The sequence below is a fragment of the Streptomyces sp. NPDC058257 genome (assembly GCF_042881845.1).
Lineage (GTDB): Bacteria > Actinomycetota > Actinomycetes > Streptomycetales > Streptomycetaceae > Streptomyces.
Window position 1 is genome coordinate 111,711 of sequence record NZ_JBHVXJ010000018.1, and the last position, 25,947, is coordinate 137,657.

23 protein-coding genes are annotated in these 25,947 nt (G+C 70.7%); 8 read left to right on the forward strand and 15 right to left on the reverse strand.

Annotated elements, in window-relative coordinates; translation table 11 throughout:
- Window positions 1–198: 198 nt before the first annotated feature.
- Both ACFVXC_RS32525 and ACFVXC_RS32530 read left to right on the forward strand, forming a co-directional pair.
- The gene (locus tag ACFVXC_RS32525; protein ID WP_389912627.1) at window positions 199–1,002 is read left to right on the forward strand and encodes an AzlC family ABC transporter permease; all 804 of its coding nucleotides are present in this window, start codon (window positions 199–201) and stop codon (window positions 1,000–1,002) included.
- Entirely contained in the window at window positions 999–1,313 is a 315-nt protein-coding gene (locus ACFVXC_RS32530) for an AzlD domain-containing protein (protein ID WP_389912629.1), read from the forward strand. The genes ACFVXC_RS32525 and ACFVXC_RS32530 overlap by 4 nt, the downstream gene beginning before the upstream one ends.
- Here the strand turns inward: ACFVXC_RS32530 and ACFVXC_RS32535 are convergent.
- Window positions 1,279–3,237, reverse strand: coding sequence for an AMP-dependent synthetase/ligase (locus ACFVXC_RS32535; protein WP_389912632.1), 1,959 nt, complete (start codon window positions 3,235–3,237; stop codon window positions 1,279–1,281). The two genes, ACFVXC_RS32530 and ACFVXC_RS32535, sit on opposite strands and share 35 nt — an antisense overlap.
- Window positions 3,238–3,446: 209 nt before the next feature.
- On the opposite strand from ACFVXC_RS32535, the gene ACFVXC_RS32540 reads away from it, so the two are divergent.
- Both ACFVXC_RS32540 and ACFVXC_RS32545 read left to right on the forward strand, forming a co-directional pair.
- Window positions 3,447–4,562: an AraC family transcriptional regulator gene (locus tag ACFVXC_RS32540; RefSeq protein ID WP_389912635.1), complete on the forward strand. Its 1,116-nt coding sequence runs from the start codon at window positions 3,447–3,449 to the stop codon at window positions 4,560–4,562.
- A 162-nt stretch (window positions 4,563–4,724) separates the two neighbouring features.
- Window positions 4,725–5,921: a lipase family protein gene (locus ACFVXC_RS32545; protein WP_389912638.1), complete on the forward strand. Its 1,197-nt coding sequence runs from the start codon at window positions 4,725–4,727 to the stop codon at window positions 5,919–5,921.
- 106 nt (window positions 5,922–6,027) lie between these two features.
- Here the strand turns inward: ACFVXC_RS32545 and ACFVXC_RS32550 are convergent, their stop codons facing one another.
- From ACFVXC_RS32550 to ACFVXC_RS32560, 3 genes are all read right to left on the reverse strand, one after another.
- The gene (locus ACFVXC_RS32550; RefSeq protein ID WP_389912641.1) at window positions 6,028–6,933 is read right to left on the reverse strand and encodes a GyrI-like domain-containing protein; all 906 of its coding nucleotides are present in this window, start codon (window positions 6,931–6,933) and stop codon (window positions 6,028–6,030) included.
- Window positions 6,934–7,068: 135 nt separating this feature from the next.
- Window positions 7,069–7,740, reverse strand: a complete 672-nt coding sequence (locus ACFVXC_RS32555; RefSeq protein WP_389912644.1) for a hypothetical protein — start codon at window positions 7,738–7,740, stop codon at window positions 7,069–7,071.
- Window positions 7,741–7,889: 149 nt separating this feature from the next.
- On the reverse strand, window positions 7,890–9,419 hold the full coding sequence (locus ACFVXC_RS32560) for an MFS transporter (protein WP_389912647.1): 1,530 nt from the start codon (window positions 9,417–9,419) through the stop codon (window positions 7,890–7,892).
- Window positions 9,420–9,830: 411 nt separating this feature from the next.
- Between ACFVXC_RS32560 and ACFVXC_RS32565 the strand changes: the two genes are divergently transcribed.
- Window positions 9,831–10,709: a helix-turn-helix domain-containing protein gene (locus ACFVXC_RS32565; protein WP_389912649.1), complete on the forward strand. Its 879-nt coding sequence runs from the start codon at window positions 9,831–9,833 to the stop codon at window positions 10,707–10,709.
- 47 nt (window positions 10,710–10,756) lie between these two features.
- On the opposite strand, the gene ACFVXC_RS32570 is transcribed toward ACFVXC_RS32565, so the two are convergent.
- The 3 genes from ACFVXC_RS32570 to ACFVXC_RS32580 form a co-directional block, all read right to left on the reverse strand.
- Complete coding sequence (locus ACFVXC_RS32570; RefSeq protein WP_389912652.1) at window positions 10,757–12,328, reverse strand: alpha/beta hydrolase; 1,572 nt, start codon at window positions 12,326–12,328, stop codon at window positions 10,757–10,759.
- 98 nt (window positions 12,329–12,426) lie between these two features.
- Complete coding sequence (locus tag ACFVXC_RS32575; protein ID WP_389912655.1) at window positions 12,427–14,328, reverse strand: AMP-dependent synthetase/ligase; 1,902 nt, start codon at window positions 14,326–14,328, stop codon at window positions 12,427–12,429.
- 233 nt (window positions 14,329–14,561) lie between these two features.
- Window positions 14,562–15,839 (reverse strand): acetyl-CoA C-acetyltransferase, encoded by a 1,278-nt coding sequence (locus ACFVXC_RS32580; protein ID WP_389912658.1) that lies wholly within the window; start codon window positions 15,837–15,839, stop codon window positions 14,562–14,564.
- Between the two features lie 72 nt (window positions 15,840–15,911).
- Between ACFVXC_RS32580 and ACFVXC_RS32585 the strand changes: the two genes are divergently transcribed.
- Window positions 15,912–17,237 (forward strand): 3-oxoacyl-ACP reductase, encoded by a 1,326-nt coding sequence (locus ACFVXC_RS32585; protein ID WP_389912660.1) that lies wholly within the window; start codon window positions 15,912–15,914, stop codon window positions 17,235–17,237.
- Between the two features lie 494 nt (window positions 17,238–17,731).
- Window positions 17,732–18,571, forward strand: coding sequence for a MaoC family dehydratase (locus ACFVXC_RS32590; protein WP_389912663.1), 840 nt, complete (start codon window positions 17,732–17,734; stop codon window positions 18,569–18,571).
- On the opposite strand, the gene ACFVXC_RS32595 is transcribed toward ACFVXC_RS32590, so the two are convergent.
- From ACFVXC_RS32595 to ACFVXC_RS32620, 6 genes are all read right to left on the reverse strand, one after another.
- The gene (locus ACFVXC_RS32595; protein ID WP_389912821.1) at window positions 18,568–19,179 is read right to left on the reverse strand and encodes a TetR/AcrR family transcriptional regulator; all 612 of its coding nucleotides are present in this window, start codon (window positions 19,177–19,179) and stop codon (window positions 18,568–18,570) included. The two genes, ACFVXC_RS32590 and ACFVXC_RS32595, sit on opposite strands and share 4 nt — an antisense overlap.
- 271 nt (window positions 19,180–19,450) lie before the next feature.
- Window positions 19,451–20,842: a dicarboxylate/amino acid:cation symporter gene (locus ACFVXC_RS32600; RefSeq protein ID WP_389912666.1), complete on the reverse strand. Its 1,392-nt coding sequence runs from the start codon at window positions 20,840–20,842 to the stop codon at window positions 19,451–19,453.
- A 456-nt stretch (window positions 20,843–21,298) separates the two neighbouring features.
- Window positions 21,299–21,589: a DUF4229 domain-containing protein gene (locus tag ACFVXC_RS32605; protein WP_389912668.1), complete on the reverse strand. Its 291-nt coding sequence runs from the start codon at window positions 21,587–21,589 to the stop codon at window positions 21,299–21,301.
- A gap of 106 nt (window positions 21,590–21,695) precedes the next feature.
- Window positions 21,696–22,220, reverse strand: a complete 525-nt coding sequence (locus tag ACFVXC_RS32610) for a GNAT family N-acetyltransferase (protein WP_389912671.1) — start codon at window positions 22,218–22,220, stop codon at window positions 21,696–21,698.
- Between the two features lie 121 nt (window positions 22,221–22,341).
- Window positions 22,342–23,505 (reverse strand): aminofutalosine synthase MqnE, encoded by a 1,164-nt coding sequence (gene mqnE, locus ACFVXC_RS32615; protein ID WP_389912674.1) that lies wholly within the window; start codon window positions 23,503–23,505, stop codon window positions 22,342–22,344.
- A gap of 112 nt (window positions 23,506–23,617) precedes the next feature.
- Window positions 23,618–24,073: an Lrp/AsnC family transcriptional regulator gene (locus ACFVXC_RS32620; protein WP_383269287.1), complete on the reverse strand. Its 456-nt coding sequence runs from the start codon at window positions 24,071–24,073 to the stop codon at window positions 23,618–23,620.
- Between the two features lie 133 nt (window positions 24,074–24,206).
- Between ACFVXC_RS32620 and ACFVXC_RS32625 the strand changes: the two genes are divergently transcribed.
- Window positions 24,207–24,335, forward strand: a complete 129-nt coding sequence (locus tag ACFVXC_RS32625) for a hypothetical protein (RefSeq protein WP_389912677.1) — start codon at window positions 24,207–24,209, stop codon at window positions 24,333–24,335.
- Here the strand turns inward: ACFVXC_RS32625 and ACFVXC_RS32630 are convergent.
- Both ACFVXC_RS32630 and mqnP read right to left on the reverse strand, forming a co-directional pair.
- A complete protein-coding gene (locus tag ACFVXC_RS32630; RefSeq protein ID WP_389912680.1) occupies window positions 24,332–25,012 on the reverse strand; it encodes a UbiX family flavin prenyltransferase in 681 nt (226 codons plus the stop codon). The two genes, ACFVXC_RS32625 and ACFVXC_RS32630, sit on opposite strands and share 4 nt — an antisense overlap.
- 9 nt (window positions 25,013–25,021) lie before the next feature.
- Window positions 25,022–25,945, reverse strand: a complete 924-nt coding sequence (gene mqnP / locus ACFVXC_RS32635; RefSeq protein WP_389912683.1) for a menaquinone biosynthesis prenyltransferase MqnP — start codon at window positions 25,943–25,945, stop codon at window positions 25,022–25,024.
- Window positions 25,946–25,947 lie beyond the last annotated feature (2 nt).

Consider the following 25,947-nt stretch of genomic DNA (forward strand, 5'->3'; position numbering starts at 1 on the left):
GCGGCGCCCGCGTCAGGCCGTGCGCCCGTCGCCTCGTCGGTGCCCGCGCCCGACCCCTCGTCCGCCCTGCCCCGCACCCTGCCCCGCACCCTGCCCCGCACCATGTCCCGCGCTCCCTCGCCTCTCACCGGCCGTTCGTCATAGCGGACCGCTCGTTCGGCTTGACGAACGCGCCTCGCTCCACCCATCCTACGATGCATGCGTTCGTCAGACCGAACATACAGCCCGCCAGAGCGAACGAATGACGGATTCGTGCGTCTCTCCCACCTTCCCCGTGGCGTCCTGCGCGACATCGCCCTCGTCTGGGTCGCCGACGCCGTCGTCGGTGTCTCCTTCGGTGCGATCGCCGTCGCGGGCGGCCTGCCGGTCTGGGTGCCTGTCCTGATGTCCCTGCTCGTGTACGCGGGCTCCGCCCAGTTCAGCGCGGTCGGCATCCTCGCCGCGGGCGGCGGCCCGGTGGCAGCGGCGGCGACCGGGCTGCTGCTCAACTCCCGCACGGGTGCGTTCAGCCTGGCCGTCGCCGACAGCCTGGGCCGGTCCTGGACCGCGCGGCTCCTGGGCGCGCATCTGATCACCGACGAGACGGCGGCCTTCGTCCTCGCGCAGCCCGACCAGAAGCAGCGCAAGGCCGCGTTCTGGATATCCGGGCTCGGCCTGTTCGCCGTATGGAACGTCAGTGTCCTCGGGGGCGCGCTCGCCGGTTCCGCCCTCGGCGACACCGACCGCTTCGGGCTCGACGCCGCGTTCCCCGCGGTGCTCCTCGCCCTGGTGCTGCCCGCCCTGCGCGCCGACAGCGCGACGCGGCGGGCCGCGGCCGCCGGTGCGGTGATCGCCGTTGTCGCCGCTCCCGTACTGCCCGCCGGGGTACCGGTGCTGCTCGCCCTGCTGGGGCTGCTCGCGGCACGGCGCGGACCGGGCCGCCCCATGCGCCCCGCCGATTCCGCCACCCCTTGCGCCCCCTCCGACCCCGCCGACCCCGCCGCCCAGAGGAGCGACTCGTGAACGCCTACCTCGCCTGCATCCTCGCCCTCGCCGCGGGAACGTACGCTTTCCGCCTCGCCGGACCCCTGCTGCACGGACGCGTCGAACTGCCCGCGCGCATGCAGGAGTTGCTGACCGTCGGGGCCACCGTCCTCCTGGTAGCCCTGCTCGCCACCGGCGCGCTCACGGAGGGGCACGGTTTCGCCGGGTGGGCGCGGCCCATCGGCGTCCTGGCGGGCGGGGTGCTCGCCTGGCGGAAAGCGCCCTTCGCCGTGGTCGTGGTCGGCGCGGCGGCGACTACGGCGCTGTTGCGCCTTGCGGGAGTGTCGTAGACCGCGCCCCGCCCTCCTCGTACGTCCCCTCCTCGTACGTCCCCTCTTCGTGAGTCCCCACCCCGTACGGACCCTTCTCGTACGTCCCCTTCTCGTACAGTCCCTCGATCAGCCCCGCGTACCGCTCCGCCACCGCCCGCCTCCGCACCTTCAGGCTCGGCGTGAGCAGCCCGCCCTCCACCGTGAAGTCCTCGTCCAGTACGGCGAAGTCGCGGATCCGCGCCGGGCGCGAGACCGTCTCGTTGGCCGCGTCCACCGCCTCCTGGACGAGCGCGCGGACGCGGGGGTCCCGCGAGAGGGCCGACCAAGTCAGCTCCTCGCCCTCCCTCTCCGCCCAGCCGCTGATCTCCTGCGCGTCCAGCGTGATCAGGGCGACGGGGTAGGGCCGCTTGTCGCCCACCATTACCGCCCGGGACACGAAACGCGAGCGCTGGACGGCCAGTTCACTGAGCGACGGAGTGAGGTTCTTGCCGCCGGAGGTGATGATCAGGTCCTTCTTACGTCCGGTGATGCTGAGATAGCCCTCGGCGTCGACCGCACCCAGGTCGCCCGTGTGCAGCCAGCCCTCGCCGTCCAGGGCATCGCGGGTGGCGGCAGGGTTCGCGTGGTAGCCGGGGAAGACCATCTCGCCCCGGGCGAGCACCTCTCCGTCCTCGGCGATACGGACCTCGCACCCCTCGATGGGCCGGCCGACCGTGCCGTACCGGACCGCCCCCGGGTGGTTGAGGCTGATCACCCCGGCCGACTCGGTCATCCCGTACCCCTCGTACACCGCGATCCCGCACGCCCGCAGGAAGTCGACGACGTGCGGCGGGATCGGGGCGCCGCCGGTCAGCGCCCACCGCACCCGCCCTCCGAGTGCCTGCCGGACCAGGCCGTAGAGGGCCTTGTCGGCAGCCTCGTACGCCTCCTGGAGATCGGGCGGCAGGACGCCGTCCGCCGCGAGGACCCCGATGCGCACCGCCTCCTCGAAGCGTGCGCGACCCCCGTCCTGTGACTCCGCGAGGGAGAGCACCACGGAGTACACCTTCTCGAACAGGCGCGGCACGGACGGCAGGTGCGTAGGCCGCGCCTCCGCCAGTTCGGCGACCACATTCTCGATCTTCCCGCCGAAGAAGCAGAGTTCGCCGCCCTCGATCAGGGTCGTGAACTCGATGAGCTGGGCGAGGAGGTGGGCGAGCGGGAGGTAGAGGTACGTGGAGTCGCCGGGGCCGCCCTGGATCAGGGGGAGGGTGGCGGACTGGACGGCGCCGAGGTTGCCGTGGGTGAGGAGGCAGCCCTTGGGCAGACCGGTGGTGCCGGAGGTGTAGATGATGGTGGCCAGGTCGCCGGGGGCGCGGGTCCGGGCACGCTCCAACAGGGCGTCGCGCTCGCCCGGTTCGGTGCGCCGCCCACGTTCGCGTGCGCCTTCACGTGCGCGTTCGCGCCCGCGTTCACCTTCACCTTCACCTTCACCTTCACGTTCGCCTTCACCTTCGCGTTCCGTCATGAGCAGCACGTGCCGTACGCCGGGCAGCCGTGGCCGCAGGCGCTCGATCTTCGCCGCCTGCGTGGCGTTCTCGCAGATCACCACCGAGGCGTCGGAGTCACCGATGACCCATTCGACCTCCTCGTCGCCCGCCGTCGGATACACGGGAACGACCACCGCGCCCGCCGCGAACGTGGCGAAGTGGGCGTAGGTCCACTCCGGGCGGGTCTCGGCGAGGATCGCCACGCGGTCATCAGGGCGGACGCCCAGGGAGAGCAGCTCCCCACCGAAATCCCTTACACGGTCGCGTAGTTGCTCGTACGAAACCTCCTCCCACGCCCCTCCCGCAGACGCCCCTCCCCCGGACTTGAAGCGGAGGGCGGGCGACTTGCCGTGGCGTTCGGCCGCCCACTCGGTGAGGACGGCCAGGGTCTCGGGGCGCTCCGTCGGCTGCATGCGTACGACGCTAGGGACAGTGCGGCCCTTCGCGGGATGACGGGAAGCGTCAGTGGGGTTGGCCGGTGAGCTCAGCGGGGCCGGTCGGTGAGCTCACCGGGGTCGGCCGGTGAACTCAGCAGGTTCGGCCGGTGAGCTCGCCGTCGGCGGGGGCGTTCGAAATGGGGCCGTCGAGTTCGAGAGAGCGCCGGACGGGGGAAGGTCACCCCATGCCCAGCCGGACCATCACCGTTCACCACGTCCGCGCCATGCTGCACGGCGCCGAACGCCACGCTATCGACACCGTTCCGCTGCTCCGCACCGCCCAGATCCCCCCGCTCCTCCTCGGCGACGACCGGGCCCGCATCACCGAGGTCCAGTTCGCCCGCCTCTTCCGGGAGCTGTACCGCGCGACCGGCGACGAGTTCCTCGGCCTGGGCTCGGCGGTCAGCAGGCCCGGCACCTTCGCGATGATGTGCCACGCGTCCATCGGCTGCCGTGATCTCGGCGCCGCCCTGGAGCGGGGCGTGACCTTCTACGGGCTGTTTCCCGGCGGCCCCGACCTCACCCTTGAGCACCGCGACACGGGAAGCGCCGTCTTCGCCGTACGCAACGACCTCGAACACGACTACTTCCTCGCCGAGTGTCTCGTCATCATCTGGCACCGGCTGTGCAGCTGGCTCATCGGGCGCCGAATCCCGCTCAACTGGGCCGAGTTCGGGCATCCTCCGCCCCCGCACAAGGAAGAGTACGGCCTCCTCTTCGGCTGCCCGGTCCGCTTCGGCGCGGCGCGCACCGGGGCCGGGTTCGACGAGCACTGGCTGTCGGCCCCGCTGATCCGGGACGAGACAGCGCTCGACGGAATGCTGAACCGGGCGCCGTTCGATCTGCTCTCACGGCGCGAGTACGGGACGACGGTCGCCGAACAGGTGCGCCGCGCGCTCGCCCGCGCGCTACGGACCTCCCCCCGCCTCCCCTCCCTCGGTGAGATCGCCGCCCGTCTGGCGGTGAGCCCCGCGACGCTGCGTCGCCGCCTCGCCCAGGAGGGCACCTCCTACCAGCGGCTGAAGGACGCCGTACGGCGCGACGCGGCGATAGCGGGGCTCGCCGAGGGCGCGGAACCGATCGCCGAACTCGCCGCGCGGCTCGGGTTCTCCGAGGACACCGCCTTCCACCGGGCGTTCCGTCGGTGGACGGGGACGACGCCGGGTGCGTACCGCTACGAGAACAGGGAGCACCCGGAGGCACGCGAGATTCGCGGGACCCGGGAGAGCCGGGAGAGCCGGGAGAGCCGGAAGACCTGGGACACCCGGGCGAGCCGGGAGATCCGGGGTCAACAAAGCTGAGCGCTCCCGCCAGCGCCCGACCTACTCACCAGTCACTACGGTCGTCGCCTGCACACCCCAGCCGCTGAGCCACTCAGCCACTGAGCCACTCAGCCACTGAGCCGCTGAGGACAGCAGCGAGGACGCAGCGAGGACAGCACTGAGGACAGTTGGGAGAGCCGCATGCACGTACGTACCAGCGCAAGAGCCCTGGCCGTGGTGGCCGCGCTCGGCCTGTCGGTCGTCACCCCGGTGACCATGGCGACGGCGCGAGCCGCACCGGCGGAAACCGAAACCACAGCCGGAACCGCAGCCGGAACCGCAGCCCCCGGAGACGTCGTCGACTCCGCACCGAGCAGCTTCCACCCCCTGCCGGGCCAGCCGACCAACACCAAGGCCTGGAAGATCAACTACCGCTCGACGACGGCGAAGGGCGAACCGAACACCGTCTCCGGCACGGTCATCGTGCCGCAGGACGGCAGGAAGGGACCCCGCCCCCTCATCACGTACGCCGTCGGAACGATCGGCATGGGCGACCACTGTGCCCCGAGCGCGGGCTTCCCCAGAGGCACCACCATGGAAGCCAACCTCATCCAGCAACTGACCCTGCGCGGCTGGGCGGTGGCGGTGACGGACTACGAGGGTCTCGGCACCCCCGGCGACCACACCTACACCGTCGGCAAGGCCGAGGGACAGGCCATGCTCGACGCCGCCCGCGCCGCGATCCGCCTCCCGGCCGCGGGGCTCGGCCAGGACACGCCGGTCGGCATCATGGGCTACTCGCAGGGCGGCCAGGCAGCAGCCTTCGCGGCCGAGCTGCACGGTTCGTACGCCCCCGACCTGAAGGTGAAGGGCACGGCGGCCGGCGGGATCCCCGGCGACCTGATGAAGGTGGCGGACTTCAACGACGGCTCGTACGGTTCCGGCCTGGTCTTCATGGCGGCGATCGGCCAGAACGCGGCCTTCCCCGAACTGAACCTGGAGTCGTATCTCAACCCGGCGGGCAAGAAGCTGATCGGCACGCTGCGCGACAGCTGCGTAGCGGACGGCGCGGTGCTCGGCTCCTTCAAGAAGATCACCGACATGACGGTCAAGAACCCCCTCGACCAGCCGGACTGGCGGCAGCGCCTGCGCGAGTCGACCGTCGGCACCCGGGCTCCGGACGCGCCGGTGTACCAGTACCACGTGATCACCGATGAGCTGATCCCGTACGGCGTGGGCAAGCAGGTCCGCAAGGACTGGTGCGCGGAGGGCGCGAACGTGGAGTGGCACACGGTTCCGCTGGGCGAGCACGTCTCCGGGGTGATCACACAGTCACCACTGGCGGCGAACTGGCTCGCGGACCGCTTCGCGGGCAAACCGGCGAAGGACAACTGCTAGACCCCGAACGGACATTGACCACCCGCCTACCCTCCCTTGCCCGCCTGCCCGCCTGCCCGTCGTCCGATGGGCCCCGGAAGGGGGCAGGCGGGCAGGGCCCATCGGGTCAACCACCCCCATCCCCCCCATCCCTCCCATCCCTCCCCATCCGCTCCACCGGGATCCACAACTCCGCGTCCGCGTGTGTCCCGTCATCGGAGAGGCGGGTCCGCAGGATCTCGGGGCCCGGCCTGCTCCGGTACGGATTCGACGGGAACCACTGCGTGAACACGTCCCGCCACAGGTACTGAAGCGTCAGCGGAAACGGCCCCGCGCTCTCGAAGACGGCCCAGGCCCCGGCAGCGACCGGAAGCGCGACCATGTCATCAGGCACATCGTCCGCACGGGTCACCACCCCCTGGTAGTAGTCGAGTTCGGTCCCCTCGGCGCGGCTCTCGTCCAGCTGGTCACTCACCGAGACAAGCCCGTCCGGCTCCTGCCCATGCTCCGACAGGCTCTCGATGCGCCGCAGCGTCTGCCGTCCGATCCCCCGGATGAACTCGGCGATGTGCGGGTTCGCGCCCTCGTGGACGAGCGGGACGCGCGCCTTCCTGCCGACGACACGGAACGCGCCCTTCTCTACGATCTTGTACGTCATGCTGCTGCTCCCCTCGACGACGAGGCGGAAGGACATCCGTGGCTGGGACTGGAGCGTCGCGCCGCCCCGTCTGGCCTCGCCGGGACCGACCCCGTGCAGGCCTCGGAACGCCCGCGCGAACGCCTCACCGGAGGAGTAGCCGTAGCGCACGGCGATATCGAGCAGCGTCCGCTCGCCGCTGAGGACCTCGGCCCCCGCGACGGTCAGCCGCCTGCGCCGGATGTACTCCGACAGCGGGATCCCCGCCAGCCCGGAGAACATCCGCCGGAAGTGGTACTCCGACGTCACCGCGGTCCGCGCCAGCTCAGCCACGTCGATCCGCTGATCGAGATGCCCCTCGATGTGCTCCATGGCCTGGTTCAACCGCTCAAGCACCCCAGCCCCCCCTTCTCTCGCTCTCCCTCCCGCCCCCTCACGCTCCCTCACGCCAGGAAATCAGCACGGAGCCAGGGTGAGCAGCTCGGCCCGGGCCGTCGTGCCGATCCGGCGCTCCGTGACGCTCCGCGTCCGTCAGCCGCGAGGCTCCCCGTGCCACCGCCACGACGTGAGCCGGGCCCGCCCCGACCCCGGCAGCTCCCCGCGCCCGGTGGCCCAGAGCAGCGTCGGCCACGGCTCCTCGTCCGACTCCGGCGGGGCGTCCGGGAAGAGGCGGTGGAGGACGCGGGCGCACACGTCGGCGGGCGGGGTCCACTCCAACCCCAGCCCCTCGGCCAAGTCGTACGTGTGGACCAGGGTCTCCACGATCCCCATCGCCGCGAAGCCCTCCGGGTCCGAGGCGCCGAAGCCGTGGTGGGCGCGGATCGTCGGCGGTGTCGTACGCACCATGGCGATCAGCAGCGCGCCGCTCGCCTCCAGGACCTGGAGCAGTCCGGCGGGGCCCGCCGTTCGGTCCGCGTGGATGGCGTTCGAGGGGCCGCCGGGCCTGCGCGGCTCCCAGACGAAAGGCACCTCGGCGTCCAGGGGCGGTTGGCGCGGGCCGAGTTGGGCGGCGTACGCGAAGAGGTCGTCGCTGAGGTGTTCCACCGTCTCCCAGCAGTCCCACTCAAGACCTCCCGCCTTGCCCTCCCACGCCGTGGCAGGCGCCTCGCGGAGGGCGGTGAGGGCGAGTTGGACCGAGCGGTCGAGATCGTCGGCGGTGACGGGGCCCGGGGTGGCGGGGTCTTGTTCGGCTTGTCGGCGCATGCCGGGAACGGTAACGGCGCGAAGCCCGCGAACCCAACGGAACTCCGGCCGGGGTTCCGGCCGGTGGTTGGGGGGATGCAGAAAAGTCCCGCGCAAAAGGGGCATTACGCCCCCCTGGGTGGGACTTTTCTGCAATCGGGGCCCGTGGCTCAGGTGCGGACGGCGTCCCTTGGGAGCAGCCAGGCCGCCAGGGCCGTCGTCGCGCACAGGAGCAGGCCGACCGTGAGGAGCGCCGTCCGCATCCCGGGGACGGAGAAGCCCGTACCGCCGCCGTCTGCTGCCAGGAGCGCCCCGAACAGCGCCACCGCCATCGCGCCGCCCGTCTGCCGCAGCGCGTTGAGCAGGCCGGAGGCCGTGCCGGCGCGGTGGGCGGGGACGGCGTCCATCAGGAGGGCGGTCAGCGCGGGTACCGCGAACGCGCCGCCCATGCCGGTCGGGATGAGCAGGACGAGCACCAGCCAGTACGGGGTGTTCGCGGCGAGGGGCAGGAGTACGAACATGGCGAGGGCGAGTACCGCCTGGCCCGCCACGATGACCCGGCGGCGGCCGATCCGCTCCGCCATGCGGGGCGAGACGAGGTTCGTCGACGTGATGATGACGGCCAGGGGCACGAACATCAGGCCTGCCGCGATCGCGGACATCCCGCGCAGCTGCTGGAAGTAGAGGCCGAGCAGGAAGACAATCCCGTAGAAGCCCGCGTTGACGGCGAAGCCGATGGCGAGGGAGACGCTGACCTTACGCTCGCGCAGCAGGCCGAGCGGGACCATGGGCGCGCTGTGCCGCTTCTCGGCGGTGCGGAAGCCGAGGCCCGCCACGACGGCGAGGGCGGCGGCGCCGAGCACCGGCGCGCTCGTCCAGCCCAGATGCCCGCCCTCGATGACGGCGAACGCGAGGCCCGCGAGGGTGAGTACGGCGGTGACCTGGCCTGCGATGTCGATGGGCGCGGGGCGGCGGGGGGACGGGGCCGTGCGGGCGAGGAGGGCGAGGATCACGGCGCCGATGGGCAGGTTGAGGAGGAAGACGGCACGCCAGCCCGCCCCCTCGGTGAGTACGCCGCCGAGTACGGGCCCTGCGGCCATGGCGACGGAGCCGCCCACCGTCCACATCGCGATGGCGCGCGCCCGGCGGCGCGGGTCGTCGTACGCCTGCCGGATCAGCGCGAGCGAGGCGGGCATGACGATGGCCGCGGCCCCGCCCTGTGCCACGCGGGCGGCGATGAGCGTGCCGATGCCGGGGGCCAGGGCGCAGGCGAGCGAGGCGAGGGTGAAGAGTCCGACGCCCCACGCGTAGGCGCGCCGCGCTCCCGCCCGGTCGGCGAGGGCTCCCGCGGAGAGCATGAGGGCGGCGAACATCAACGTGTACGCGTCCACGACCCACTGCAGGCCCGCCATGCCGCCGTGCAGGGAGGTGCGGATGGCGGGCAGCGCGATGTTCACGGCCGACACGTCGACGGTGATGACGGTGAAGCCGAGGAGGGAGGCGAGGAGAGCGAGGGTGGGGGTGGGGGTGGGAGTGGGGGTGAGGGTGGGGGTGGGAGTGGGGGTGAGGGTGGGGGCAGGCGCGGGGGTCGGGGTGGGGGCCGGGGCAGAGGTGTGGCGGGTGGGGGGTTCGGGGCTGAGGGGGGCGGAGGCGGCGGGGGCGGTGTGGGTGGTGGCGGGGGCGACGACCGAGGGCGGCATGGGCGGTGGCTCCTGTGGGCGATCGGGTGGGTGGGCGGGCGGGTGGCCGGTCGATCCGTGGGCCGGTGGCCGGTCGTTTGGTCGCTCGGCCGGTGAGTCGGTGGGGCGATCAGTGGGGCGGTCGTTCGCCCTGTCGGTGGGCGGCGGCGCAGTCGGTCGGTCGGCCAGTGGTGCAGTCGGCCATTGGTGCAGTCGGCGGCGGGCGGTATGAGTGGGCCGGTGGGCGGGAGGAGAGGGCCGGTGGGCGGGAAGGCGGCGCACCTAGGACAGAAGGGCCGGTGCCCCGCCGGGAGGCCCACGGGAGGCCCCCCGGAATCAGAATCCGGCAAAGCCCGTCGCCCTGGCAGACCGCAGCGTTCCAGGCCCTGACACGGCCCCCCACGGAAGGCCGACGCCGGGGACAATGGAGAGATGGCAGCACCAGAGGGAACAGAGCTGGGCCGGTATCTCCGTGCCAGGCGCGCGCAGATCAGCCCCACCGACGCGGGCCTGCCGGTAGGGACCGGCCTGCGCCGCACCCCCGGCCTGCGCCGCGAGGAACTCGCCACCCTCGCCGGAGTCAGCGTCGACTACTACACGCGTATGGAGCGGGGCCGCGAGACGAACCCCTCCCCCTCGGTCATCGACGCCCTGGCCCGCGCCCTGCGCCTCTACGGCGACGCCCACGAGCGCCTGCACGAGCTGGCCGAGCTGGCCTCCGGCCGCCTCACGGAGCCGCACCCCACCGCCGGGGACACGGTCCGCCCGAGCGTGCAGCACATGCTGGACAACCTGAGCCCGCTGCCCGCGTACGTGGTCAGCCGCTACAGCTACATGCTGGCCGCGAATCCGGCCGGGCGCCGCCTCATGCCGGGCCTGTGGGACTGGCCCGCCGAGCAGCGCAACGTCACGCGCTATCTGTTCCTCCACCCCGTGGGGCGCGTGCTCTACCAGCCCTGGGAGGAGACCGTCGCCAAGTCCGTCGCGCATCTGCGCGCGGTCGCCGGCGCCGACGTGGACTCGCCCCGCCTTGCCGCGCTGGTCGGCGAACTCCTCCTCAAGTCACCCGACTTCGCCCGCCTCTGGGAGCGCTACGAAGTCAGCGAGCGCGGTGGCGGCATCAAGTCCTTCGACCATCCGAAGGTCGGCGCGATGACGTTGACGTACGAGGTGATGAAGCTGGCGCGGACGGACGGCCAGCGGCTCGTGGTCTACCAGGCCGAGCCGGGCAGCGCGGACGAGGACGCGATGCTGCGTCTCGGCCCGGCCTCCCGCACCGACCGCGCTAGCCGACCACTAGCCGACCGCTAGCCGACAGCAGCCGGAAGCGGGAAGCCGGAAGCCGGAAGCGGTAGCCGCTAGTCCTCCTCCGCCGAACCGCAGGAACTCCCGTCCTTCGGCATCTCCCCGTACAGCAGGAACCCGTCCACCTTGTCCCGCACGCACTTCGATCCGGAGTAACCGGTGTGCCCGTCACCCCTGTTGTCCAGGACGACGGCCGATGAGCCGAGCCGCTTCGCGGTCTCCTCGGTCCAGCGGTACGGCGTGGCCGGGTCGCCCCGCGTGCCGACGAGCAGGAGATCGGGGCTCTTCACGTCCCGTACCGTCTCGCGGATGTAGTCCGTACCGGCGGGCCGCCCGAAGCAGAAGAGCACCGGCATCAGCATCGACTTCCCGAAGATCGCGGACGTCGACTCGAACTCCTCCTGGAGCTTGGCGACTTCCTTCTCGATGCTGCCCTCGTCGGGCCGGTCCGGATCGTCCTGGCAGTTCACGGCCATGAGCGCGGCGGCCATGTTGTCGGCGGGAACGTCCCCGGGCGAGCGCGGAGCCTGCTCGGCCAGCGCCCCGCCCATCCTCAGCAGGGCCCTGGGGTCCCCGTCCGCGAGCAGCGCGCCGAGCGCCTGCGAAAGGGCGGGCCACGACTGCCTGCTGTAGAGCGCCTGCCCGAGTACGTCCACGACGTCCTGGCCGGTGAACTCCCCGCCGTCGGAGGACTGGAGGGGATACGCGTCCAGCCCCTTGATCAGCTCGGCCATGTGCTCACGCGCCGCGCGCGAGTCGGTGCCCAGAACGCAACCCGCGTTCTCCGTGCACCACTTGGTGAAGTTGTCGAGGGCGGTCTGCCGCCCCTCCGCGCTGACCAGGGCCTGCTCGGCGACGTCCTCGGTCAGCGTGTCCACGCCGTCGAGGACCATCCGCCCGACCTTCTTGGGGAACTGGGCGCTGTACACGGCGCCGAGCCGTGTCCCGTACGAGAAGCCCAGGTAGTTGAGCTTCTTGTCGCCGAGCACCTGCCGCATGACGTCCATGTCGCGGGAGACGTCGACGGTCCCGACGTGCGGAAGGATCGGCCCGGACTTCTTCTCGCACGCCTCGGATATCTTGCGCATCCGGTCGAGTACGGCGCCGGGGTCCTCGGAGTCCCCCTCCATCCCCTGCTCGTCGGCACCGGCGTCACCGCAGCTGACGGGCGAACTCTCGCCCACTCCACGGGGGTCGAAGGAGACCACGTCGTACCCCTTGCCGAGATACTCGAACTCCTTCTGCGCACTGAGCAGTCCGGAGACCCCGGCGCCGCCGGGCCCGCCGAAGTTCAGCAGGAGCGAGCCCCGGGGCTTGCCACTGGACTTGACGCGGACCATGGCCACCTTGACCGTGTCGCCCTTCGGCTTCCCGTAGTCGAGCGGAACAGTGATCCTGCCGCACTGGATGCTCTTGTCCTTGGGGACGGGAGTCGCGTCGGACTCGGATTCGAGGAGGCTCGCCCCGTCTCCTTCGCAGGCACTCCACTTGATCTTCTGCGTGTAGAAGCGCGAAAGGTCGGGCGAGGGGGAAGGAGAAGCCGCCGCGCTCGCGCCCGGCAGCCATATCCCTGTCCCCATGACGGCCAGCGTGGTCACGCCGGCGAGCGCACCAGCTCTGCGCACGGCAACCTCCCAGGATTCCCAGGGTCGGGTCTGCCCCTCGATCACCCTAAGCGCGGGGCAGCGGCCCCGCCCGTTCAGGTGACAGTGAGTGACAGTCGCTACCGTGCGTGGCCGTAAAGGTCCTCGATCTCCTGCGCGAAGTCCCGCTCGATGGCGTCCCGCTTCAGCTTCAGAGACGGGGTCAGATGGCCGCTCTCCTCCGTGAACTCCACGGGGAGGATGGCGAACCGCCGGATGGACTCGGCCCGCGACACGAGCTTGTTGGCCTCGTCCACGGCGCGCTGGAGGGTCTCGCGCAGTTCGGCGTCGTCCACGAGACCGGGGCCCGTGTGCACCTTCTTCTTCATACGGCACCAGTGCGCGATGCCGTCCGTCTCCAGCGTGAGCAGGGCGGTGATGTGGGAGCGGCCGTCGCCGACGACCATGCACTGGCCGACCAGCGGGTGGGCGCGCAGCCAGTCCTCCAGCGGGGCGGGCGCCACGTTCTTGCCGCCGGTGGTGATGAGGATGTCCTTCTTGCGGCCGGTGATGGACAGATACCCGTCGGCGTCGAGGGCGCCGATGTCCCCCGTCGCAAACCACTCCCCCTGCTCGGGCACCACACTCCGTGCCTGCCCGTCCCAGTACCCGCCGAAGACCTGTCCCCCGGCGAGCAGCACCTCGCCGTCGTCCGCGATCCGCACCCGCGAACCGGGCAGCGGCCAGCCCACCGTGCCGAGCCGTGGCTTGAGGGGCGGGGTCACGGTCGCCGCGGCCGTGGTCTCGGTGAGGCCGTACCCCTCGAAGATCTCGATGCCCGCCCCGGCGTAGAACGCGGAGAGGCGGCGTCCGAGCGGCGAGCCGCCGCAGATCGCGTACCGCACCTTGCCGCCGAGGGCCGCCCGGATCCGCCGGTAGACGAGCGGGTCGTACAGCGCGCGGGCCATCCGCAGCCCGAGTGCCGGGCCAGGTCCCGTGCCGTGCTGCCGCGCCTCGACCGCCTCGCCGTAGCGGACGGCGATGCGGGCCGCGCGGTCGAAGGAGGAGGCGCGGCCCATCTTCTCGGCGGTGGCGCGCCCCGTGTTGAAGACCTTCTCCAGTACGTACGGGATGGCGAGCAGGAAGGTGGGCCTGAAGCCCGCCAGGTCGCCGAGCAGGTCCTCGGTCTGAATGCTGGGCGCGTGCCCGAGCCGCACCCGCGCGCGCAGACAGCCGACGGCGACCATGCGCCCGAAGACATGGGACAGGGGCAGGAAGAGGAGCGTGGAGGCCGGTTCCTTGCTGATGGACTTGAAGACGGGGTGGAGCAGTTCGATCGCGTTGTCGACCTCGGCGAAGAAGTTGCCGTGGGTCAGGACGCAGCCCTTGGGGCGGCCGGTGGTGCCGGAGGTGTAGATGAGCGTGGCGACGGAACCGGGGCGCGACTCCTGGCGCCTCCGGTCGACTTCGGCGTCGGAGACGTCGCCCCGCCGGCCCAGCTCGGCGAGCCGCCGTACGTCCCCCTTCTCGAAGGACCACAGGTGCTCCAGGTCGGGCATCCGGTCCCGCTCGGGCCCGAGCGACGCGGCGAGCGCGACGGTCTCGACGGCGAGCGCGACGGCGCCGGAGTCCTGGAGTATCCAGCGGGTCTGATAGGCGGACGAGGTCGGATAGACGGGCACGGTGACGAGCCCGGCCGCCCAGCCCGCGAAGTCGAGCAGCGTCCATTCGTACGTCGTACGCGCCATGATCGCGAGCCGGTCCCCCGGGGCGAGCCCTTCGGCGATCAACCCCTTGGCGACGGCGAGGACTTCCTCGGCGAACTCGGCGGCCGTCACGTCCCGCCACCGCCCGTCGGCGTCCTTGCGGGAGAGCACGGCTTCGGCGGGGGCCTCACGGGCGTTGTCGAAGGGAATGTCGGCGAGGGACCCGCTGCGGACGGCGGGGGCGAACGGCGGCACGGAGACTTCGCGTACGGCGCCGTCGAGGTGACGCAGGTGGGGTTCCACGAGGGCGGGTCGGGGGGTGGGGGTGGGTGACATGGGTGGCGGCTCCTTGTCGGTGAGGGGGGCGGGGGAGGGAGATCAGCCCCTCCGGCGCTTGAGGAGCGGGGGCTGGCGCGGAGCCTCAGGGCCCCCCTGGGGTGCCTGGGGCCCCAGGGGTGTCTGAGGCCCCAGGGGTGTCTGAGGTGCCTTGTGCCCGCCCCGGGGGCCCGGGGACCGGGCGGCCTGCCCCCGGTTTCGGGAAGGGGCGGGCTCGGGGAGCCAGCGGCAATTCACTCCCGCTCCAGGATCGCCGTCACCCCCTGCCCACCCGCCGCGCAGATCGAGATCAGCCCGCGTCCGGGAGTACCGCGTTCGGCGAGCAGCTTGGCCAGGGTGGCGACGATACGCGCGCCGGTGGCGGCGAAGGGATGTCCCGTGGCGAGCGAGGATCCGGCGACGTTGAGCCGGTCCCGGTCCACGGTCCCGAGCCCCCGCTTCTCCCAGGCGGCGAGCGTGGCGAGCACCTGCGAGGCGAAGGCCTCATGGATCTCGACGAAGTCGAAGTCCGCGAGCCCGAGCCCCACCCGCTCCAGCATCCGCGGCACGGCGTACGCGGGCGCCATGAGCAGCCCGTCCTCACCCCCGACGACGTCACCCCTGATGAAGTCGACGGCGGCGGTCTCGTACGCGGTCAGGTAGGCCAGCGGTTCGAGGCCGCGCGCCCCGGCCCACTCCTCGCCTGCGAGCAGCGCGACGGCGGCGCCGTCCGTCAGCGGGGTCGAGTTCCCGGCGGTCATGGTGGGGTCGGCCCCCTCCGTCCCGAAGACGGGCTTCAGCTTGCCCAGCTTCTCGACGCTCGATCCCGGCCGCAGATTCTGGTCCCGCTCAAGTCCGCGGAACGGTACGACGAGCCCGTCCAGAAGCCCCCGGTCGTACGCGGCGGCCAGCCGCTGGTGGCTGGCCGCGGCCAGTTCGTCCTGGGCCTCGCGCGAGACGCCCCACGCCCGTGCGGTCACGGCGGCGTGCTCGCCCATCGAAAGCCCGGTACGGGGCTCGGCGTTGCGCGGGATGTCGGGCACGAGGTGTGCGGGCCGTACACGGGCGAGCGCCTTGACCCGCCCGCCTGCCGTCCTGGCGCGGCGCGCGGCGAGGAGGATCTTCCGCAGGGAGTCGTTGACGCCGAGCGGGGCGTCGCTCGCGGTGTCGGCCCCGCCCGCGACCGCCGACTCCGTCTGCCCCAGCGTGATCTTGTTGGCGGCGGCGATGACGGCTTGCAGCCCGGTGCCGCACGCCTGCTGGATGTCGTACGCGGGTGTGGTGGCCGCGAGTCGCGAGCCCAGGACGGTCTCGCGGGCGAGGTTGAAGTCCCGGCTGTGCTTGAGCACGGCGCCGGCGACGAACTCCCCCACGACGCCCGGCCCCTCAAGGCGGTACTGCTCGACGAGCCCGTCGAGCGCGGCGGTCAGCATCTCCTGGTTGGACGCGGTCGCGTACGGGCCGTCGGAGCGCGCGAACGGGATGCGGCTGCCGCCGATGACCGCCACGCGGCGGGTGGTGGGCGGTTTCATGTCTCGACCAACTCCTGACCCTTGAGTAACCTTACTCTGAAGTAAATTTACGACCGAGCTGGGAGTTGGACAATGGCCGACCGCTATCTGAACTTCACGGGCACCGCGCCCGGCCGCTTCCTCACCCGAAAGCTCGGCCTCCCCCAGCCGTCCGCGCTACGGCGCTGGACTCCGGAAAACCCGCACCTCGAAGGCGAGTTGCTGCACCTGACGGCAGGAGTGTCGGCGCACGAGGCGGAGGTGGCGTCGATCTTGACGCGCACACACCTGAAGCTCGCGAAAGTCCCCGCTTCCTCCCGCCCGGCGGCGGTGATACTGGACGCGACGGGCATAAGCGACACCCCCGCCCTGTCCGACGTGCACGCGGCGCTGCACCCCGTGGTGCGCTCGGTGGCGGACAACGGCCGCGTGGTGGTGCTCGGCGCACCAGTCTCGCCATCGGACCACCACCAGGCGGCGGCGCAGCAGGCCTTGGAGGGCTTCGTACGTTCCCTCGGCAAGGAGCTGGGGCGTGGCCGCACGGCGACGCTGGTCCGCATGCGCTCGGCGGCGGCCACGGAGTCGACGCTGCGTTTCCTTCTCTCACCGAGGTCGGCGTATGTCAGCGGACAGGTGATCGAGGTGGTCGGCGAGGCGGGGCCTGCCGCCTCCTGCGACTGGGACCGGCCCTTGTCCGGCCGTACGGCACTGGTCACGGGGGCGGCGCGAGGGATCGGCGAGGCGGTGGCGGAGGTCCTCGCGCGGGACGGCGCGCATGTGGTCGTACTCGATGTGCCGTCCGCGCAGGCGGATTTGGTACGGGTCGCGGACCGGCTCGGCGGTACGGCACTCCCGCTGGACATCACGGCCGACGACGCCGGAGATCGCATGGCGTCGGCGCTCGCCCCCGGCGGACTGGACATCCTCGTCCACAACGCGGGGATCACACGGGACCGCAAGCTGGCCAACATGCCCGCGGACCGCTGGAACCCGGTCATGGACGTCAACCTGACGAGCGTGCTGCGCACGACGGACGCGCTGCTCAAGTCCGGGACGCTGAACCGGGGCGGGAGCATCGTGGCCACCGCGTCGATCGCCGGGATCGCGGGGAACGTGGGACAGACGAACTACGCCGCCAGCAAGGCGGGGATCATCGGCCTGGTGCGTTCGCTCGCGCCGGGCGCGCTCGCGGAGTACGGGGTGACGGTGAACGCGGTGGCCCCCGGGTTCATCGAGACGAGGATGACGGCGGCGGTGCCTCTCTTCATCCGCGAGGCGGGTCGCAGGATGAACTCCCTGGCGCAGGGGGGTCTGCCGGTGGACGTGGCCGAGACCACGGCGTGGCTCTCCTCAGCGGCGTCCGGCGGGGTGAACGGGCAGGTCGTACGGGTCTGTGGCCAGAGCCTGCTCGGGTCGTAGCCCTCGCTGATACCGGCCTCCGCGGAGCCGCGTCCGCCCCTGGCCGAACGAGCTCTCCCACCCACCGGCTACCCCGCGTCCACCCCTGGCCGGACGAGCTCCCCGCCCGCCCACCGGCTAACCCGCGTCCACCCCTGCACGAACGAGCTCTCCCACCCACCCGCCCGATTACCCCGCGTCCACCCCTGCACGAACAAACTCTCCCGCCCACCCGCCCGATTACCCCACGTCCACCGGTGGGCGAAGAACAAGCAAGGGGCGATGAGCCCCACCCACCCGCAGTCGGCATCGAGACGCGAGGGGACGTGTCGGTATTTCCGCCCGGAGCACGGTAAGCAGCACTCCCCAGCCGGAGCAGGCGGCGCCCAGCAGCGGATGGCGAGGACGGATATACCGGCGCGGCCCCGCCCCCACAACGAACCCCCACCGCACCACGACATCCGCACGCAACACGGCTTCGCCCCCACAAACGAACCCACCCCGAAAGGCCCCCCATGCTGGCCCCCCTGCTACTCCGCGGCGCGATCCTCTCCCCCTTCAAGCGGCCCCACCCCGACGCCCCGCTCCCCGACTCCCAGCCCACCCTCACCGACGTCCGCCCCAGCGCCACCCACCTCGCCGCCTACTCCCGCCTCTGCGGCTACCGCACCCCCGAGCACACCCTCCCCCTCACCTACCCCCACATCCTCGGCTTCCCTCTGGCCATGCGGCTCATGACCACCCGCGCCTTCCCGCTCCCCCTGCTCGGCCTCGTCCACACGTCCATCGAGATCACCCAGCACCGCGCCCTGACAACCGCGGACAACCTCGAACTCTCCGTCCACGCTTCCCACTTGACCCCGCACCGCCGCGGAACCGAAGCCACCCTCGTCACCGACGCCCGCGTCGACGGCACCACCGTATGGACATCCAGCAGCACCTACCTGGCCCGGCATCGCACCAACGCACCGGGCGCCCCGGCCACCCCACGCGAAAGCACCCCGCTCCCCGCCCGAGCCGAATGGCGGCTGCCCCCAGACCTCGGCCGCCGCTACGGCGCCGTCTCAGGTGACCGCAACCCCATCCACCTGTACCCCCTCACCGCACGCCTCCTCGGCTTCCCCCGCGCCATCGCCCACGGCATGTGGACCGCGGCCCGCTGCCTGGCGCAGTACACGCGGCACGAGACCCCCGAAGCCGCCCACGTGCACGTCGATTTCAAGGCCCCCGTACTGCTCCCCGCCACAGTCACTTACGCGGCAGCCGACCATGCCTTCGAACTCCGCGGCGACACCGCGGCCACCAAGACCCACCTCAGCGGAACCTTCCACCAACGACCAAGGACCAAGGACTAAGGAACCCAGCGCCGCCCATCCATCAACTCCCCAAGCCCCGCCCACGCAAAGTTCATCAGCGTCGCCGCGGCCTCCTTCGCGGACACCGTCGCATCCCCGTTGGCCCAGCCTGCGAGCGACTCCGCCGCGCCCACCAACGCCTGCGCCAGGCCCGCGACTTCACGCTCGGCAAGCTCCGGCTTCCGGTGCGCCTCCCGTGCCGCCTCCGCGATCAGGGACGTGACGAACGCCACGATCTCCTCGCGCATCACGGCGACTTCGGCCGCGAACGGCTCCCCCTGCGTACGCGCCTGGTTGTGCAGGACCACCCATGCGTCGGGCTGCTCCGCGGTATGCGTGAAGAAGGCCCGCAGCCCTGCCCAGAGCTGCCGGTCGGCGGGGCCATCGCCGCTCACCCCGCCCCGCACCGCCGCGACCAACGCCGCGGCCTCCCGCCGGATGCACGCGGTGAACAGCTCTTCCTTGGAGTTCAAGTACAGATACACCAGCGGCTTCGAGACCCCCGCGACCTCCGCGATCTCGTCCATCGAAGCGGCCCGGTACCCCCGCTGCCCGAAGATCCGCACGGCGGCGTCCAGCATCTGCTGCTCCCGCACGGCCCGCGGCATCCGCTTCTGCCGCTTCCCCACGGCGCCACCGGCCTTCACATCGCCCACCCCCGCCACTCACCTTCCACACAACCCGCGCACAGAACGACCAGCCTACGGTCAGCCCCGAACAACAGACCACCGCGGACCGCGGACGTCAGGGCAACAGCTCCGCGACGAGCGCCCGCAGAAACCGCACCCCCCCTGCCCCGAACCCAAACAAGCGCGCCCCGCACCCGGAACGAATGAACGAATCCAGGTACGGGGCACGCTCGCTGCGAGCCGGGGGACGTCAGGCGGCGACAGGCACCGTCTGCGGCTCGTCGGTGGTGCCGTCGAAGTCGTCGAGCGGCGACGCCGACGCACTCTCGTAGGCCTCGCGGTCCAGGATCTTCTCGCGAGCGGCGACGATCACCGGGATGGCCGCTTGTCCGGCCACGTTCGTGGCGGTGCGCATCATGTCCAGGACCGGGTCGATGGCGAGCAGCAGGCCCACGCCCTCCATCGGGAGGCCAAGCGTCGACAGGGTCAGCGTCAGCATGACCGTGGCGCCGGTCAGACCGGCCGTCGCCGCCGAGCCCACGACCGAAACGAAGGCGATCAGGACGTACTCCTTGATGCCCATCTGCACGTCGAAGATCTGGGCGACGAAGATCGCGGCGATCGCCGGGTAGATCGCGGCGCAGCCGTCCATCTTCGTGGTGGCGCCGAACGGCACCGCGAAGGACGTGTACTCCTTCGGCACACCGAGGCGCTCGGTGACCTTCTGGGTGACCGGCATCGTGCCGACCGAGGAGCGCGAGACGAAGGCGAGCTGGATCGCGGGCCAGGCGCCCTTGAAGAACTGGAGCGGGTTGACCTTGGCGACCGTGGAGAGCAGCAGCGGGTAGACGCCGAACATCACCAGGGCGCAACCGACGTAGATGTCGGCGGTGAACGTCGCGTACTTGCTGATCAGGTCCCAGCCGTAGTCGGCGATGGCGAAGCCGATGAGGCCGATGGTGCCGATCGGCGAGAGCTTGATGACCCACCACAGGGCCTTCTGGAGCAGCGCGAGGACGGACTCGCTGAGCTCCAGGATCGGCTGGGCCTTCTCACCGATCTTCAGTACGGCGATACCGGCGACGGCCGCCATGAAGACGATCTGCAGCACGTTGAGCTCGGTGAACGGCGTGATGACGTCCGTCGGGATGATCCCGGTGAGGAAGTCGAGCCACGAGCCCGCGTGGTCCGGCTTGGCGCCGTCCTTCGGGGTGAGTCCTGTGCCGGCGCCCGGGTTCGTGATGAGCCCGATCGCGAGGCCGATGACGACCGCGATCAGCGACGTGATCATGAACCAGATCAGCGTCTGCGTGGCGAGGCGCGCGGCGTTGTTGACCTTACGCAGGTTGGTGATCGACACCAGGATGGCGAAGAAGACGAGCGGGGCGACCGCCAGCTTCAGCAGCCCGATGAAGGTGCTTCCCACCTTGTCCAGGGTGGTGACGAGCCAGGACACGTCCTGGCTGCGGGCCAGCCAGCCGAGCAGGACACCGAGGACCAGACCGCCGAGGATCTGCGCCCAGAACGGCAGCTTGAGGAATCTGGGTATCCGGGAGCCGGACTTCGGCTCGTCGGTCTCGGAGACCGGGGATACAGGGGAGTTCGCGGACACGGACACACTCCGGGTAATGGCGGGGGACATGAGGGAGCGGCGACCGCGAGGGGGTCAGACGGGACGGCCGAAACGGCGCCGCTGCAGTGCGGATGTCACTTGGTGCTTGTCGCTTGCGCTGTTCAGAGAGGCTCAGCGAGAACTCAGAGGCGGCGACGACAGGCCGCGGACACGCAGCGGCAGAGATCGACATGCAGGCGCGCCACGAGCGGAACGCTCATGAGGATGCGGGGCGCGGCTGCTGTCTTCATGACGAACACGTTAACACTTGAACTTTGAGAACATCAAAGGTGTTGTTTGAGGTAGACGAGGCCGATCGGAGGCGATAGCGCCTCCGGGACGCGAGAAACCCCGGTCCGGAGCGGCTGCTCCAGTACCGGGGTTGCGGTCTGTGTGACGAAGCTGACGAACGTGACGGAGCTGACGGAGCTGACGAAGCTGACGAAGCTGACGAAGCTGACGGAACTTACGATCCGCGCCTCAGCCTTACGACTGCGCGCGAGCCGCGTCGTCGGCGACGTCCTCCTGGGTGCGGTTCGCCTCCAGGTTGGCCTTGGTCCGCTCCACGCGCTCGACGACCTGGACCGACGCCCGGTCCCGCTCCTTGCGCAGCAGCACGAAGCTGAGGGGGGCGGAGATGACGAGGGCGAGCAGCAGCACCCAGAGGAGGTTGGAGTCCCCGAGGCCCTTCGGCAGGACCCCGGCGTAGACAAGTCCCCAGACCGCGAAAAAGCAGCCCACGAAGAGTCCGAGGCGCATCAGCGTGTAGCGGAGCATGTCAATCCACTCTTCCGTTCCGAAATGGGCCCGACTAGGACGAGCACCTCCAGTGAAGCATGGGAGGGGTCGCGTCCAGCAAGGGGGTGAGCCCTCCCGCGAACCGTCAGCCGAGCGGGAGCAGCATCGTGATGTCGTCGCGGTCGTCACCTGGGGCGACGCGGATCGCGCCGGGCACCCGTCCGACCTCCTTGTATCCGCAGGATTCGTAGAACCGGTCGACTCCCGTGCCACCCCGGCAGGTCAGCCGGATCGCCTCGATCCCGTCGATGCCGCGGGCGGCGTCCGCGGCGGCGGCCATCAGGTCGCGCCCGTATCCCTTGCCCTGGTGCTCGGGGTGCACCATCACCACGTACAGCCAGATCCAGTGCCGCATGAGGCGGTGCGTGTTGTACGCGAGGAAGGCGGTCGCGGCGACGGCGCCGTCCTCGTCGTGGCCGACGAGCAGCCTGGTGTGTCCTTCGCTCAGCTGGGCCAGCCGCTTCAGCCACTCGGGGCGTATGTCCTCGACCGTCACGGGCGGTACGAAGCCGACGGCTCCGCCGGCGTTGGACACGTCGGCCCAGAGTGCGAGGACGCCGTCGCGCAGGGCGGGGTCGATCTCCGGGTCCAGCCGGAAGGTAAGTGTCATAGAGCGAGATTAACCATTACGGACGCTACGCCTCAACCGTGTTTCGCATGCCGGACAACGGGACGAGCCCCGACCGAGGAGGCCGGGGCTCGTCCCGTTGTCCGTACGTCAGCCGGCCACGTCAGACCCGCATCGCCTGCGGAGTCTCCCGCAGCGCCAGATCAGGGCCCTCGTACTCACGGATCGACTCGTAGCGCGTGTTCCGCTCGACGGGACGGAAGCCCGCCTCGCGGATCAGGTCGAGCAGGTCGTCACGCGTCAGCTTGTTCGGCGTACCGAAGTTGTCCGCGTCATGCGTGATCTTGTACTCGACGACCGAGCCGTCCATGTCGTCCGCGCCGTGCTGCAGCGCGAGCTGCGTCGTCTGCAGGCCGTGCATGACCCAGAAGACCTTGACGTGCGGGACGTTGTCGAAGAGCAGCCGCGAGACCGCGAAGGTCTTCAGGGCCTCGGCGCCCGACGCCATGGTCGTCCGCGCCTGGAGGCGGTTCCTGACCTTGCCGTCCTTCATGTCCACGAAGTCGTGCTGGTAGCGGAGCGGGATGAAGACCTGGAAACCGCCGGTCTCGTCCTGGAGTTCACGCAGGCGCAGCACGTGGTCGACCCGGTGACGGGGCTCCTCGATGTGGCCGTACAGCATCGTGCTCGGGGTCTTCAGACCCTTCTCGTGCGCGAGCCGGTGGATGCGCGACCAGTCCTCCCAGTGGGTGCGGTGGTCGACGATGTGCTGGCGCACCTCCCAGTCGAAGATCTCCGCGCCGCCACCGGTCAGCGACTCGAGACCCGCCTCGATCAGCTCGTCCAGGATGTCGGAGGCCGACATCCCCGAGATCGTCTCGAAGTGGTGGATCTCCGTGGCCGTGAACGCCTTCAGGGAGACGCTCGGAAGCGCCTTCTTCAGCTCGCTCAGCGAGCGCGGGTAGTACCGCCACGGCAGGTTCGGGTGCAGGCCGTTGACGATGTGCAGCTCGGTGAGGTTCTCGCCCTCCATCGCCTTGGCGAGGCGGACGGCCTCCTCGATGCGCATCGTGTACGCGTCCTTCTCACCCGGCTTGCGCTGGAACGAGCAGTACGCGCACGAGGCGGTGCACACGTTCGTCATGTTGAGGTGACGGTTGACGTTGAAGTGCACGACGTCGCCGTTCTTGCGCGTGCGCACCTCGTGTGCGAGACCGCCGAGCCAGGCCAGATCGTCCGACTCGTAGAGGGCGATGCCGTCCTCGCGGGACAGCCGCTCACCGGCCCGGACCTTCTCCTCGAGCTCGCGCTTGAGTCCCGCGTCCATACCCCGGCCGCCTCTCCATGTCTACATGTCTGCGTAAATCACGCCTCGCTCACGGTACTCCCCCACCCTTCGGGCAGGAGGTGCCCCCATACGGCACTCCGCGCCCTGCCCCCTAGGACTCCTCGGGCAGCTCCCCGACCCGGTTCTCCCACTTCGTGGAGAGCACGATCGTCGTACGCGTCCTGGAGACGCCCTTCGTGCCGCTCAGTCTGCGGATCGTCTTCTCCAGACCGTCCACGTCACTGGCCCGCACCTTGAGCATGTACGAGTCGTCGCCCGCGATGAACCAGCAGTCCTCGATCTCGTGCAGGTCCTTCAGCCGCCGCGCCACGTCCTCGTGGTCCGCGGCGTCCGAGAGGGAGATGCCGATGAGGGCGATGACGCCCAGGCCGAGCGATGCGGAGTCCACCGTCGCGCGGTAGCCGGTGATGACGCCCGCCGCTTCGAGGCGGTTGATCCGGTCCGTGACGCTCGGTCCCGAGAGGCCGACGAGCCGGCCAAGTTCGGCGTACGAGGCCCTGCCGTTCTCGCGCAGGGCCTGGATGAGCTGCCTGTCCACGGCGTCCATAGGTGCGATGCCTTTCATTATTCAGCGATACCGCGAGTCTATGTGTAGAATCTAAGGCGCAACAGGGTCAACACCCTGTGAATCTTTCTCAATTTCAGCAGATCAACGACGATCCTTCAGGAGTGAGTCACCCGTGTACTCGATCGAGATGGCCTACGCCCGGATGCGCGAGCTGCAGGACCTGGCCAACCGCTCGCGTGCCCACAAGCCCACCGCGCCCAAGGGCGAGCGCCGCACGTCGCGCGCCGCCAAGAAGCGCTAGTCCCCCGGAGGGGCGGAGCCCGAACCGAGCTCTCCCTTCCAGCGGCGGTACAGCCGATGCGGCACCCCTGCCGCGTCCAGCGTCCGCCCGGCGACGAAGTCCACCAGATCCTGGATGTGCGTCGCCCCCGCGTAGAACGCCGGAGAGGCGGGCAGCACGACCGCGCCCGCCTCGTCCAGCGTCACCAAGTGCTTCAGCGTCTGCCCGTTGAGCGGTGTCTCGCGTACGCAGACGACCAGCCGCCGGCCTTCCTTGAGCGTCACGCTCGCCGACCGCTGCAGCAGATCCTTCGAGAGCCCGAGCGCGACCCCGGCCACGCACGCCGTGGACGCGGGCACGATCAGCATCCCCTTGGTCGCGTACGACCCCGACGAGGGACCGGCGGCCAGGTCCCCGGCCGCCCAGTACCGCACGTCGTCCACCGGAACGTCGAACGTCCCCGGCTTCCCGTCGGCACCGCGCTCCAGCCACTCCCGCAGATCCTCCTGCCAGTGCGCGTCCCGGAAGGCGATGCCCGTCTCGTCCAGGATCGTCAGGCGCGAGGCCCGCGAGACCACCAGGTCGACGCTCTCCCCCGCCGCGAGCAACGCCCGCAGCACGGCGGCGGCGTACGGGGTCCCTGAGGCCCCCGACACCCCCACGATCCAAGGCTGACGCTGCGTATCTCCTGGCTTCACGCTGTGAGCCTAGACGGTCAGACCGCGCACCAGCAGATCGAGCAGGGCACAGACGAACAGCGCGATGCCGATAAAGCCGTTGACCTGGAAGAAGGCGCGGTTGAGGCGCGAGAGGTCGTGCGGCTTCACGAGGGAGTGCTCGTAGAGGAACGCGCCCGCGACGATCGCGATGCCGACCCAGAGGAACGGGCCCGCGCCGGTGTCCGCGGCGTACCAGACGAAGAGCGCCGTGGTCACCAGGTGACAGCCGCGCGCACCCCGGATGGCGGCCGGGATGCCGAACCGCGCGGGTACCGACTTCACGCCGACCTCGCGGTCCGTCTCCACGTCCTGGCAGGCGTAGATCAGGTCGAAGCCGCCGATCCAGATGCCGACCGCGAGCCCGAGGATGACCGCCTGCCACGACCACTCGCCGGTGATCGCGATCCAGGCGCCGACAGGACCCATGGCCTGGGCGAGGCCGAGGATCGCCTGCGGGAAGTTCGTGAACCGCTTGCCGTAGGGATAGACCACCATCGGGATCACCGCGATGGGCGCGAGCGCCAGACAGAGCGGGTTGAGCAGGGCGGCGGCGCCCAGGAACACGACGAGCGCGATCAGCGCCCCGGTCCAGGCGGACTTCACCGAGACGGCGCCCGTGACGAGCTCGCGGTGCGCGGTCCTCGGGTTACGGGCGTCGATCTCCCGGTCGATGATCCGGTTCGCGGCCATGGCGAACGTCCGCAGGCCCACCATGCAGACGGTGACCAGGAGCAGCCGCCCCCAGTGGATGTTCTCGTCCAGCTGGAACATCGCGGTCAGCGCGGCGATGTAGGCGAAGGGCAGCGCGAAGACCGAGTGCTCGATCATGACGAGGCGCAGGAACGCCTTCACCTTGCCGGGCGGTGCGGGCTCCGGGCCGAAGAGTTCCGGGGTGGCTGAATCAGCACTCATCT

Bases quoted from the DNA above. Each gene is read 5' to 3' on its own strand.
- mqnP (WP_389912683.1), bottom strand. From the start codon at position 25,945: ATGAGTGCTGATTCAGCCACCCCGGAACTCTTCGGCCCGGAGCCCGCA.
- ACFVXC_RS32565 (WP_389912649.1), top strand. From the start codon at position 9,831: ATGGCAGCACCAGAGGGAACAGAGCTGGGCCGGTATCTCCGTGCCAGG.
- ACFVXC_RS32575 (WP_389912655.1), bottom strand. From the start codon at position 14,328: ATGTCACCCACCCCCACCCCCCGACCCGCCCTCGTGGAACCCCACCTG.
- ACFVXC_RS32610 (WP_389912671.1), bottom strand. From the start codon at position 22,220: ATGACACTTACCTTCCGGCTGGACCCGGAGATCGACCCCGCCCTGCGC.
- mqnE (WP_389912674.1), bottom strand. From the start codon at position 23,505: ATGGACGCGGGACTCAAGCGCGAGCTCGAGGAGAAGGTCCGGGCCGGT.
- ACFVXC_RS32620 (WP_383269287.1), bottom strand. From the start codon at position 24,073: ATGGACGCCGTGGACAGGCAGCTCATCCAGGCCCTGCGCGAGAACGGC.
- ACFVXC_RS32560 (WP_389912647.1), bottom strand. From the start codon at position 9,419: ATGCCGCCCTCGGTCGTCGCCCCCGCCACCACCCACACCGCCCCCGCC.
- ACFVXC_RS32605 (WP_389912668.1), bottom strand. From the start codon at position 21,589: ATGCTCCGCTACACGCTGATGCGCCTCGGACTCTTCGTGGGCTGCTTT.
- ACFVXC_RS32585 (WP_389912660.1), top strand. From the start codon at position 15,912: ATGGCCGACCGCTATCTGAACTTCACGGGCACCGCGCCCGGCCGCTTC.
- ACFVXC_RS32600 (WP_389912666.1), bottom strand. From the start codon at position 20,842: ATGTCCCCCGCCATTACCCGGAGTGTGTCCGTGTCCGCGAACTCCCCT.
- ACFVXC_RS32555 (WP_389912644.1), bottom strand. From the start codon at position 7,740: ATGCGCCGACAAGCCGAACAAGACCCCGCCACCCCGGGCCCCGTCACC.
- ACFVXC_RS32545 (WP_389912638.1), top strand. From the start codon at position 4,725: ATGCACGTACGTACCAGCGCAAGAGCCCTGGCCGTGGTGGCCGCGCTC.
- ACFVXC_RS32595 (WP_389912821.1), bottom strand. From the start codon at position 19,179: ATGCCGCGGGCCGTGCGGGAGCAGCAGATGCTGGACGCCGCCGTGCGG.
- ACFVXC_RS32525 (WP_389912627.1), top strand. From the start codon at position 199: ATGCGTTCGTCAGACCGAACATACAGCCCGCCAGAGCGAACGAATGAC.
- ACFVXC_RS32540 (WP_389912635.1), top strand. From the start codon at position 3,447: ATGCCCAGCCGGACCATCACCGTTCACCACGTCCGCGCCATGCTGCAC.
- ACFVXC_RS32580 (WP_389912658.1), bottom strand. From the start codon at position 15,839: ATGAAACCGCCCACCACCCGCCGCGTGGCGGTCATCGGCGGCAGCCGC.
- ACFVXC_RS32535 (WP_389912632.1), bottom strand. From the start codon at position 3,237: ATGCAGCCGACGGAGCGCCCCGAGACCCTGGCCGTCCTCACCGAGTGG.
- ACFVXC_RS32590 (WP_389912663.1), top strand. From the start codon at position 17,732: ATGCTGGCCCCCCTGCTACTCCGCGGCGCGATCCTCTCCCCCTTCAAG.